10 protein-coding genes are annotated in these 11,393 nt (G+C 64.6%); 3 read left to right on the top strand and 7 right to left on the bottom strand.

Features of this window, described 5'->3' with window-relative positions; translation table 11 throughout:
* The first annotated feature begins 6 nt into the window (after window positions 1-6).
* The gene (locus VJV41_RS25700; RefSeq protein ID WP_325338564.1) at window positions 7-1,674 is read left to right on the top strand and encodes an ABC transporter family substrate-binding protein; all 1,668 of its coding nucleotides are present in this window, start codon (window positions 7-9) and stop codon (window positions 1,672-1,674) included.
* On the opposite strand, the gene VJV41_RS25695 is transcribed toward VJV41_RS25700, so the two are convergent.
* Window positions 1,661-2,917 (bottom strand): alpha/beta hydrolase, encoded by a 1,257-nt coding sequence (locus VJV41_RS25695; protein WP_325338562.1) that lies wholly within the window; start codon window positions 2,915-2,917, stop codon window positions 1,661-1,663. The two genes, VJV41_RS25700 and VJV41_RS25695, sit on opposite strands and share 14 nt — an antisense overlap.
* A 145-nt stretch (window positions 2,918-3,062) precedes the next feature.
* Here VJV41_RS25695 and VJV41_RS25690 point away from each other — a divergent pair, with 145 nt between their 5' ends.
* Window positions 3,063-4,427, top strand: a complete 1,365-nt coding sequence (locus VJV41_RS25690; protein WP_325338560.1) for a wax ester/triacylglycerol synthase domain-containing protein — start codon at window positions 3,063-3,065, stop codon at window positions 4,425-4,427.
* An 8-nt stretch (window positions 4,428-4,435) separates the two neighbouring features.
* On the opposite strand, the gene VJV41_RS25685 is transcribed toward VJV41_RS25690, so the two are convergent.
* From VJV41_RS25685 to VJV41_RS25675, 3 genes are read right to left on the bottom strand one after another with little or no spacing between them, the layout of a single operon-like run.
* Entirely contained in the window at window positions 4,436-5,941 is a 1,506-nt protein-coding gene (locus VJV41_RS25685; RefSeq protein WP_325338559.1) for a GMC family oxidoreductase, read from the bottom strand.
* A 36-nt stretch (window positions 5,942-5,977) separates the two neighbouring features.
* The gene (locus VJV41_RS25680; protein ID WP_325338558.1) at window positions 5,978-6,832 is read right to left on the bottom strand and encodes an alpha/beta hydrolase; all 855 of its coding nucleotides are present in this window, start codon (window positions 6,830-6,832) and stop codon (window positions 5,978-5,980) included.
* Window positions 6,829-8,391, bottom strand: coding sequence for an MFS transporter (locus tag VJV41_RS25675; protein ID WP_325338556.1), 1,563 nt, complete (start codon window positions 8,389-8,391; stop codon window positions 6,829-6,831). The genes VJV41_RS25680 and VJV41_RS25675 overlap by 4 nt, the downstream gene beginning before the upstream one ends.
* A gap of 78 nt (window positions 8,392-8,469) precedes the next feature.
* On the opposite strand from VJV41_RS25675, the gene VJV41_RS25670 reads away from it, so the two are divergent.
* On the top strand, window positions 8,470-9,129 hold the full coding sequence (locus VJV41_RS25670) for a winged helix-turn-helix transcriptional regulator (RefSeq protein WP_414685055.1): 660 nt from the start codon (window positions 8,470-8,472) through the stop codon (window positions 9,127-9,129).
* Between the two features lie 61 nt (window positions 9,130-9,190).
* Here the strand turns inward: VJV41_RS25670 and VJV41_RS25665 are convergent, their stop codons facing one another.
* From VJV41_RS25665 to VJV41_RS25655, 3 genes are all read right to left on the bottom strand, one after another.
* A complete protein-coding gene (locus VJV41_RS25665) occupies window positions 9,191-10,072 on the bottom strand; it encodes a type IV toxin-antitoxin system AbiEi family antitoxin domain-containing protein (RefSeq protein ID WP_325338554.1) in 882 nt (293 codons plus the stop codon).
* A 146-nt stretch (window positions 10,073-10,218) separates the two neighbouring features.
* A complete protein-coding gene (locus VJV41_RS25660; protein WP_325338552.1) occupies window positions 10,219-10,845 on the bottom strand; it encodes a DUF1326 domain-containing protein in 627 nt (208 codons plus the stop codon).
* Window positions 10,846-10,859: 14 nt separating this feature from the next.
* Window positions 10,860-11,393, bottom strand: a 534-nt coding sequence (locus VJV41_RS25655; protein ID WP_325338551.1) for a DUF2182 domain-containing protein, incomplete at its 5' end; no start/stop codon positions are given.

Genomic DNA, 11,393 nt, shown 5'->3' with positions numbered 1-11,393 from the left:
GTCGCCATGAAGATCCGCCACTTCGCCATAGCTGCCCTCGTCGCCGCTTTGACGCTGACCGCCTGCTCAGGCGGCAACAAGGAGACACCGTCGGCAGGCGGATCCGCGGAGATCGGCGCGACCAACGACATCAACCCACAGCCGGTGTCCGCCCTGCAGCAGGGCGGCAACCTGCGGCTGTCACTGCCAATGTTTCCTGCCAACTTCAACCCACTGCACATCGACAGCGAAGGCTTCGGCGCGGCGATGTTGCGGGCCACTATGCCGCGCGCCTTTCGCATAGCGCCAGATGGCTCGACCACCGTCAACAATGACTACTTCACCAATGTCGAACTGACAGGCACGAATCCGCAGGTCGCCACCTACACCATCAACCCAAAGGCGGTGTGGAGCGACGGTACGCCGATCACCTGGGAAGACATCGCCGCACAAATCCACGCGACCAGCGGAAAGGACAAGGCGTTCGCTTTCGCAAGCCCCAACGGCAGCGAGCGCGTCGCCTCGGTGACCCGCGGGGTCGACGATCGTCAGGCGGTCATCACATTCGCCAAACCGTTCGGCGACTGGCGGGCCATGTTCGCCGGAAATGGCATGTTGCTACCCAAGAGCATGACCGCGACCCCGGAGGCCTTCAACAAGGGTCAGCTGAACGGACCCGGGCCGTCAGCCGGGCCGTTCATCGTTTCGTCAGTTGACCGGACGGCTCAGCGAATTACATTAACCCGCAACCTGAAATGGTGGGGAACGCCGCCGCTGCTGGACAGCATCACCTACCTGGTGCTCGACGACGCCGCGCGCATTCCCGCCCTGCAGAACAACACCATCGACGCCACCGGCCTGGCCTCCCTCGACGAGCTGCAAATCGCAAGGCGGACAGCGGGAATCTCGATTAGACGCGCTCCAGCGTTGAGTTGGTACCACTTCACCTTCAACGGCGCGCCCGGATCGATATTGGCGGACAAAGCGTTGCGGCTGGCCATCTCCAGAGGGATTGACAGGCAGACCATCGCCAACGTGTCACAACGCGGACTGGCTGACAAGCCGGCGCCACTGAACAATCACATCTACGTCGCGGGCCAGAAGGGCTACCAGGACAACAGCGCAGTCGTCGCTTTTGATCCGGAGAAGGCCAAGCAGGAGCTAGACGCGTTGGGCTGGCGCATGAACGGGCAGTTCCGCGAGAAGGACGGGCGTCAATTGGTCGTCCGCGACGTGTACTACGACGCCCAGACCACCAAACAGATCGGCCAGATCGCCCAGAACAGCCTCGCGCAGATCGGGGTGAAGCTCGAACTGGTCACCGCGCGGGGAGGCACCCTGTTCACCGATTACGTCACCGTCGGAAACTTCGACATTGCCCAATTCGCCTGGGCTGGCGACGCGTTCGCGCTTTCGTCACTTACGCAGATATACGCCTCGCAAGGCGAGAGCAACTTCGGCAAGATCGGCAGCCCCGAGATCGACGCGAAGATTGAGGAGACGCTCGACGAACTCGATCCGGAGAAGGCACGGGTGCTTGCCAACGAACTCGACAAGCTGATCTGGGCGGAAGGCTTCAGCCTGCCGTTGTTTCAGAGCACCGGAAACGTCGCGGTGCGCAGTTCGCTGGCCAATTTCGGACCCGCGGGCCTGGGCGATCTTGATTACACGAAGATCGGCTTCATGAAGCAGTAACGCGCTGCACGGTGCGGGGCACAGCGGCGGGCAGCGCCTGCTCGAGGACCGCCGCCGCCGCGATGCCCCACACCAGCAGCCTCACCGCGAGCCCACCCGGCGTCGAGTCCAGTTTGTTCGCGCGAGCCGGCAGACCGCCGATTGCGTCGTCGTACACCGCCTTGACGATGTCCAGCGCCGCCCGTTCGCGTAGGTCGATGAGGCTGTGGCCGGCGGTCGCGAGGTTGACCAGCACAGCGCCGGGGATCAAAGACGTAATCCGTTGGGCCACCGAAGGCGGGGTGATCAGATCGCGGCCGCCTGAAATGACCACGGTCGGCCAGGTGAAGTTGGGCATCTCGGCGACGAAGTCAAAGGGTTCTGTCTCGAACTCCGTTGTGTCAGTGGCAAACTCACGAAATGCAACCGCCTGATCGAGCGGTTTGCCATCGGGCACCGCGCCGTAGTTCAGTTCGCGATAGCCGATCCGGCCGACCAGATCGGGCTCATTGCGGTACGGCGACTTGCGTTCGAACAGGAGTCGGGCGGCCTGCCCGAGCGCCGACCACAACCACCGGCGGCCGGCCAGCAGCAGATCGAGTTGGAGCTGCAGCACCCCCGGCCCGGCGAAACCGTAGACCGCTATGGCGAGCTGGGCGGCCGTCGGAGTCAGCACGTCGTTCTCGACCAGCCGGCGCACCTTGGGCGCAAGCCCGGCCGTCTCCGAGCTGTCGCCGTCCCACAGCACGCGGCGGGTGGCCTCGCGCACCGCGACGATGTCGTTCGCCGACAACACCGGTGAATCAAGGATCATCGCGTGCACCCGCGCGGGGTGCCGCACCCCGACCCCCGCGGCGAGATAGGTCCCGTAGGAGGTTCCGTAGACGAGGGCCTTGTCGACGTGGGCGTCGTCGAGGACAGCGGCCACGTCGTCGACGACCTGCTCGATCGTCAATGCTTCAGGCGGCAGGTCGGCGCCGCCGTCGTCGTGGCGGGACATCCCCACGCCGCGGTGTTCGATCATGATCACGTCCAGACCGTCGGCCGCGGCGCGGCGGCGAAAGCCCCGGTAGAGCGCGATCGAGGCTGCACCTGGGCCGCCGGGGATGACCACCAGCGGATGCGCCGACTTGCGGCCGGTGCGGACGTAGTAGAGGTCGAACTGCTCGTCGCTGCCCGGCCGTACGGGCCTGCGCACCGGCCGCACACCCGGCAACGCTGCCAGTTTGTCGTGCGCTCGGCGACGCTTGGCGTTCATCGTCATCAATCCTCATTCTGCCCCGCGCCGCGGTCTTTTAGGACGTTCGTCTGTGACCTCGGTAGCGACTTCTAAGGCACAAAGTCCTCGGACGGGTCAACAGAGATGACGACGCAGGGCCGCGGTCATAGCGTGTGAGCGGGAGCACACAATGACCGATTTCATGCGCAACACCGACGCGTTCACCTGGGCAATGGAAAGCGATCCACGGCTGAGATCAACTGTGGTGACCATGATCATGCTCGACCGATCACCGGAATGGGATGAGGTACGCGACCGGTTCGACCTGGCCAGTCGCAACCTGCCCATGTTCCGGCAACGGGTCGTACCGTCGCCGCCACCGGCGCCCCCGCGATGGGAGCAATGCCCCGATTTCGACCTCGACTTCCACATCCGGCGGGTGACCGCCCCGAAACCCGGCACGCTCGACACGGTGCTGGAGATGGCCCGGCTGGCGCAGATGGAGGACTTCGATCGCGCCCGGCCGTTGTGGAAGGCCACCCTGATCGACGGACTAGCCGACGGCGGAGCCGCCGTGCTGTGCACGTTCCACCACGCGTTGACGGACGGTGTGGGAGGCGTTCAGATCGGGATGACCCTGTTCGACCTCGACGAGCTACCACGCCGCCGCGGTCGCTTGCCAGCTCAACCAGAAGCCTCTGAATCGTCGTGGCTGCGCGGCTACGGAGACACGGCCCGCTATGACGCCGGATTGGCCGGTACGGCGCTCACGAGTGCTTTCAAGTCTGCACCGGGCTTGCTGTACAACGGAATTCGCCGTCCGATCGCGACCGTCGCCTCGGCGACTGCCACAGCGGCTTCCGTCTATCGAACCGTGCGTCCGTTGAGCCGCACCGGATCGCCGCTGATGAAGCGTCGCAGCCTGGTCCGCCATTTGGGCGTCCACGAGGTGCCGATGCCCAAATTACGCGCGGCGGCACACCGCGGCGGTGGCGCGCTGAACGACGCGTTCGTCGCCGGAGTGGCCGGGGGCCTACGCCGCTATCACGACAAACACGGTGTCGCGATCGGTGACCTTCATTTGACGATGCCGATCAGTCTGCGCAGCGAGACCGACGAAATGGGAGGCAACCGGATCACCCTGATGCGGTTCGATGTACCCGCAGGCCTGGCGGATCCATCAGCGCGGATCCGCGAGATCCACCGGCGCGCAAGCAATGTGCGTCACGAACGGTCACTGCCGCACACTCAGTTGATAGCCGGGGTGCTCAACCTGATGCCTCGCTGGTACATCGGGTCAATCTTGCGCCATGTGGACTTCGTCGCCAGTGACGTGCCCGGCATTCCCGTGCCGGTCTTCCTTGGCGGTGCGCGGGTTCGTGATCAGTACGCGTTCGGCCCGACGGTCGGCGCGGCGGTCAACATCACGCTTCTTACCTACGTTGACGTATGCGCGTTCGGCATCAACGTCGATACTGGCGCCATCCCCGATTACGAGGTCTTCCACGACTGCCTCGTCGACGGCTTCGACGAGGTGTTGGCCTTGGCGGACTGAGCTCGGGTTCAGGCCCGGATCAAGTCGGCGGCCTTCTCGCCGATCAGCACGGTCGGCGCGTGGGTGTGTCCGCGGATGATCGTCGGCATCACCGACGCGTCGGCGACCCGCAGCCCCTCGACACCGCGTACCCGCAGCTGCGGGTCGACCACGCTGGCGTCGTCGCTGCCCATCCGGCAGGTGCCCGCAGGGTGATAAAGGGTGTGCGACAACGAGTTCAGCGCCCGCTCGAGGGTCTCCTCATCGAGGTTGGTCGCTCCGAGGGGCCTGGCGACCTTGCCGATCACATCCTTGAGCGCCGCTGACTGTGCAATCGTCGCGCACATCCGCAGGCCCGCGATCAACGCCGCACGATCCGCTCCCGCCTCGTCGGTGAGGTAGCGGGGGTCGATGAGCGGCTTGTCCGCCGGGTCAGCGGACCGCAGTGTGATCGTGCCTGCGCTGCGCGGTTTGAGCAGGATCGGCCCCATCACGACAGCGTGGTGGTCGTAGGGGTCGCCGATACCTTCCTCGAAATACGGTGCGGGAGCGAAGACCAGCTCCAGGTCGGGCAGTTCGAGATCCGGCCGGCTCTTGACGAACCCGTACGCCTCGCCGACATTCGAGGTGAGCATGCCGCGGCGGCGCACCAGGTAGTTGATCAGCTGCAATGGCTTCTCGGCGGCGAACAGCGTGTCGTTGGGCACGTCGAAGCCGAGCGGGACGACCAAGTGGTCAAGCAGATTGTCCCCGACATCAGGGGAATCGGCCACGACGTCGATGCCGTGCTCGCGCAACTGCTCGCGATCACCGATGCCCGACAGCATCAACAGCTGCGGACTGTTGATCGCGCCGCCGCACAGGACGACTTCGCGGCGCGCTCTGGCCACCTGCCGGGCGCCTGCCCTGTTGAATTCGATACCGGTTGCGCGTTTTTCATCGAATAGGAGCCGCGTCGCGGTGGCCTCGGTGAGCAATGTCAAGTTCTGCCGCCGCAGCGCCGGTTTGAGGTACGCGTCGGCGGTGCTCCACCGAGCACCTCTGCGTTGCGTGACGCGGGTCTCGATGAACCCGTCGTGTCCGCATTCCTGTACGGCCTTGAGCCACGCGGCGGTTGACGACCGGGGGCTGCGCTGAGGCGAAATCGTCAGCGGCCCAGTCTCGATACGGTTGAGGTAGGGCTCGACGTTCGCGTAGCTCCACTGGTCGCCGGCATGCTCCGCCCACTCGTCGTAGTCGGCGGCAAAACCTCGCACCCACATCATCGCGTTCATCGACGAGGATCCGCCGAGCACTTTGCCACGAGGCCAATAGATTTCGCGGCCGTCGAGTTGTTCTTGCGGTTCGGTCAGGTAGTTCCAGTCCATGTCGCTGCGGAACAGCTTGGCGAAGCCGGCGGGGATGTGGATGAACTTGTCCTTGTCCCGAGGACCGGCTTCCAACACGAGCACCTGCATGGACGGGTCTGCGCTGAGTCGGTTTGCCACGACCGAGCCGGCCGAGCCCGTTCCTATGACGATGTAGTCGGCATCCACGTGCCGGAGTCTAGGAGCCTGGCACGCGGTACACGGTCAATTCGTCCGCCGTAAGACTCTGGTCATCTCGTTGGGCTGCTCGAGCGCGGAGAAGTGGCCGGTGTCGGGCAGCGTGATGCGCTCGACCTCGGTCAGCAGGCGTGCGACGTGTTCGCGCTCGGCCGGCCGTGACCAGTCCTGCTCGCTGTAAACCAGGGTTACCGGCACCGACACGTCCTGATAGCGATCGCGTGCGTTCTCGAACCCCTTCAGGCTTCGATAGACCGCCCGAGCCACTCGCGCATATCCCCTGCGGCGTCCGCTGCGCCGCAGCTCGGCAACGAATTCGTCGGGCAGCGTGGTCTTGTCGACGACGCCGCCGCGCATTACGCCCCTCATGATCGGCTGGTTCTCCATCATGGCGAACAGCGGTCCGAGGACAGGCATGCGGACGCTGCCGATGATGAAGCGGGCGAACCAGTTGCCGCGTTCGAGCCCGCTCGGGTAGTCGTAGCTGTTGAAAGCGACGACCCGAGCGACGCGATCCTTCAGGTCAACCGATGCCTGCAGCGCCAGCGCGCCACCGAGCGATTCCCCGGCCAGGGTGACGTCGCGCAGATCGAGGCCGGCGACGAACTCGACCACCGCGGCGCGTAGGTCCGGCTCCCCATAGTGGGCGCCAGGCACGATGTCCGACCATCCCATCCCGGGCAGGTCCAGCGCGTAGACGGTGTACGCATCCCACAGCTGCGGTATGACCCGGTGGAAGTAGTCGAGCTGGGTGCGGATGGTGTGCAGCAGTACCAGCGCGGGGCCGCTGCCTGCGGTGTAGTAGCGCAGACGGGAACCGTCGGATCGGGTGAAGTACTGAATCGTGCCGTGGCCGTCGGTCCAGGTGTCGGTGTAGCTCATGCGCACACCGCCTCGGGCTGGGCCGCAATGGCTTTGACGGTTTGGGGTGCCCGCGCGGGCAGCATGATTGCCACTACGATCGCCGCCGCCAGCGCGATCCCGGCGCAAACGAGCGACCCGATCTGCATGCCGTCGAGGAATGCGGCGTTGACGGCCGCGCGGACATCGGGGATGACTGGTTGTGGCAGCTGGCCGATGACGGCTTGCGCCGCGGCCATCGAGCGCTCCATGGTGGCGCGCACCTGCTCGGGCAGCGCAGACACGGCCGCATTGGCGCCGAGCCGGCCGGTGTATATGGAGGCGAACACGCTGCCTACGATCGCCACGCCGAGGGTGCCGCCGAGTTCACGGGTGGTGTCGTTTACAGCCGAACCGACGCCTGCCTTGTCCGCGGACAACGAGCCCATGATCGATTCGGTGGCCGGTGCCGTGGTCAGGCCGAGTCCGCCGCCGAGAAGCACCATCTGCATGGCGATTTGGATATAGGGCGAGTTGGCGTCGGCGGTGGATGCCCATGCCAGCCCGGCCGCGAAGATGGCCAGGCCTGCGACGACAACTGCGGTGGTGCCGATGCGTTCCACGATCCGTGGGCCGGCGATGCTGGCGACGGCTATCGAGATCGCGACCGGCAAGAGCCGGACGCCTGTCTCGAATGCGCTGTAGCCCTTGATGAATTGGAAGTACTGGGTGATGACGAAGATGAAGCCGAACAACGTCAGAAAGCCCGCGGTGACGGCGAGGCTGCCACCGGAGAACCGCCGGTTGAGGAACACCGACACATCCAGCATCGGATGGGAGCTGTGGCGCTCCCACAGTGCGAATCCCACGAGAACGACGATCGCGACGCCGAAGCCGAGCGCGGTGCGTGCGCTGGTCCATCCCCAGTTGGGCGCCTCGATGACGGTGTAGACAAGCGCGGTGATGCCGATCGACGACAGGACCAGGCCAAGCACGTCGATAGACGGTGCGGAGGGGTCGCGCGAGGTCGGCACGAACAGGAGGCCGCCGATGATGGCGACGGCCGCGATCGGCACGTTGACCATGAACACCGAGCCCCACGAGAAGTGCTCGAGCAGCCAGCCGCCGGTGATCGGGCCTGCAGCCACGCCGACGCCGACCATTGCGGCCCATAGTCCGATGGCCTTGGCCCGCTTTACCGGGTCGACGAAGATGTTGGTGATCAGCGAGAGCGTGGTCGGGAAGATGACCGCGGCGCCGACGCCCATCGCGGCGCGGGCGGCGATCAGCGCGTCGGCCGATCCGGCCTGAGCCGCAACAGCGGACGTCAACGCGAACAGGGCGAGGCCGGAACTGAGCCAGCCGCGACGGCCGAAGCGGTCGGACAGGCTACCTGCCGACAACATCAGACCGGCCATGACCAGGGTGTAGGCGTCCACGATCCACTGGAGTTGCGCGGTGTCGGCGTCGAGTTCTTTCGAGAGCGTAGGCAGGGCGACGTTGACGATGGTGGCGTCGACGCTGATGACGAAGACGCTCAGGCAGATGAAGGCGAGCGCGGCGATCGGGTGATCTTTGAAAACTGGAGTGCGGGTACTCATAGACATGACCGTAAACCTCTAAGACAAGTTTTTCAAGCATTATGACTAGATACTTGTCTGAGTGGTATAGTTATTCCCGTGCCAAGGAGCTATCAGCAGAACTGCCCCATCGCCAAAGGCCTCGACGTGCTTGGCGAACGATGGACGCTGCTGATCTTGCGAGAGCTCATCGGTGGACCCCGCCGATACGGTGACCTGCGCGCGCAGCTGCCCGGTATCGCCACCAACCTGCTGGCCGATCGCCTTCGCGAGCTCGAGGAGGCCGGTCTGGTCGATCGCGAGGAACTCCCGCCGCCGGTTGCCCGGACCGTCTACACCCTCAGCGAGACGGGGTGGCGCAAAGTGCTGCCGGTGGTGAAGGCGATCGCGACGTTCGGTCTCGACATGGTGGTGCCGGACGAAAGCGCGCTGACGCCGCTGAACGGATTCCTTGCGGGCATCTTGTTGGGAGTCGAGCCTGCGGTAGCCGGCGACCTGAAGGCGTCGTATCGCATCGAAATCGACGACCGGCGTTTCGAATTCGCGGTCGACGCCGGTGGCCTAACCGCCGGTCAGGGGGCGCCGGCGGTAACGGTGACCGCAACGGCCGCCGACTTGATCACCGCACGGATGGCAGCGACAGCCGCCGAGCGCAAGGCCGCGCTGCGGCGGGTGAAGTTCCACGGCGACGCCGACGCGATCGCCGCGATGCGCGAGGTGTTCGGATTAAGGGGAGATCCCGGCCTGCAGGCCACCTAAATAGCGCGAGCAGACGTAAAGTGCCCCAATTCCTCGGCGTGTTGGTGCCTTTTGCGTCTGGTCACCCGGCCAACTCAGCACGGTCCAAGTGGTAGAAGATCCGTGCCACGAGGTCAAAAGGTTTGCGACGCACATCATCGACGACGATCGGTACGACGCTGTAGCCACATTCCTGGAGCCGAGATGTCTTGATGCGGTCGTGTTTGAGCGCCTCAGGACTGGCATGCCACTCCATACTCTCGTACTCGGCCACCACCATGGCCTCTGGCCAGGCGAAGTCCACCCGCCACAGATCCCCGCAGCGATCGACAATTTCGTATTGGAGTTCGGGCAGTGGCAGTCCGCCCTCAATGAACACCAGTCGCGCTTCGCTCTCCATCGGTGACTCTGCCTGACCGTCCACATACTCCATGAGGTCTCGTACCTTGACGATGCCACGCCTTCCCCTTTGTTCGCGGATGGCTGCATTGAGCTCAACAGATGTGCACGCCCCGGAATGCAGGGCAGCATCGAGCGTCGCCAATGCGCGAGGACGCCGAAGTGTGCGTGCAATTTCCACCGCTGTCCATGCCGGCGCCGTCGCCAGCCGCCCTTCGACGCGTCGCAACGGCGCGCCGACTCGTTGATGCACCATGAGGCCGGGAGTAGGTCGCATTCGAACGCCGGGATCCAAGATGTGAATCCGCTCGTCCCTCTCGGTGTCGAAACCGTACAGCTGTGCGGCCGTGCCCATGCACGCGACAATCGCCTTGCCAGTCATCAAATCCAGCCCCGCAAGTCGGCCGAGCGCGTCGGGGGGACTCAACGCATAAATGCCATGCCAGACCCGGATGATTGCACCCGCCTTCAGGTGAGCGGCAAGCATTTTCCGCGATATCACCGAAAGCAACTGTTCCCTGGTTGCCAGACCGCAGCTCGCGGCGAAGACCTCGTCGATGAACACATCTCGAGAATGTCCGCCGTGTCACCCACCCGACAGTGGCCGCCGATGATCTGTGGATAAAGAGGTCTTTGTGGATTGCTCACCAGACGCAAAGGACCCCGACACGCCGGAGAATTGGCGCACTTTACGTCTGCTCGCGGGAATGGTCAGCCGTTGGACCAGTCGAATTCGTAGTAGATCCAGTTCGTGTCGGTGAAGTCGAGCCGAACACCTTCCGCTTCGACTTGGAAAGTCCCAATTCCGCATTCGCCCTTCTTCCAGATGAATCCATCCGGCAGGACGATCTGGGCCTGGTGCGGCTCACCGGTCACGGGGTTCTTGAAGCTGTCACCGGCGGCGCGACCGACGCCCTCGGCCGTCATCGTCGCCTTCACGCCGGCCCCGTCGAAACTGATGGGCGCCTTCACCAGCCCGGCGACCTCGTACGTCGTACCGAGTATTCCCCACGGGTCACCACCGAGCTGGCCCGTGTAGATCTGTGACAGGCAGCCGACCTGCTCGTCGGTCGTCTCCGGCGCGACGATGAACACCGCCTTGCCGTCGCCGTCGTGAATCGCCTTCGGCCAGTCGATGACCGCGATCGCCTTGACCCCCGACAGGTCGACGTCACCGCATGAGCCTTCGAGGATGTGGTTGCCCACCATCGCCCGACAGCTTCCGTCCGACGACGTCGGGAAACCGTGGAAATTGCACCCGCAACCGGGCGCACAGTTGCAGAACTCGTATCCGCGACCCTTGAGGTGATACCGCGTGCGTTGTTCGGTCGTTGTCATGGTGTGCCTTTCGATCAGATGAGACGGGTAACGAATGATGGGCTGACGACAAGGACGACACCCAAAACAAGCAGCACGACCCCGGTCACACGGGCGAGCTTTTCACCGAACGGCGCATCCTTCTCGAGTAGGATCAGCACCGCGAAAATCACCATCCACGCCAATTGCATTGCGCCGAAGGCGATTAGAAGCGCCATCAACATCCAGCAGCAGCCGACGCAGTACACGCCGTGGCGGCCGCCGGCGACGAACGCTCCGGTCGCACGGTCAAGGTTCTTGCCGTGGCGAAGGAAGAACGACAGCGGCGATCGGCAATGCCGCAGGCACACAGACTTCAGTGGCGTGAGTTGATACAGCCCGGCACCGATAGCCACCGCACCGGCGACTCGCCCCGCCCATGGACTGCCCTCCATGAGGGGCCCATTGAGCCGGCGCCACGCGAAGTACGCCGGAATGCCAACCAGCGCCCACAGCACGATGTATCCGCCGACAAAGACCGCCACCGGCGCGACATGTCCCTTGGCGGCGGCCCGCGAGTAGAGGCGGAC

The sequence above is a fragment of the Mycobacterium sp. genome, from assembly GCF_035274705.1.
Taxonomy (GTDB): domain Bacteria; phylum Actinomycetota; class Actinomycetes; order Mycobacteriales; family Mycobacteriaceae; genus Mycobacterium.
Note: the sequence above shows the minus strand (reverse complement) of the source record. Positions and strands in the feature narration are given on the sequence as shown.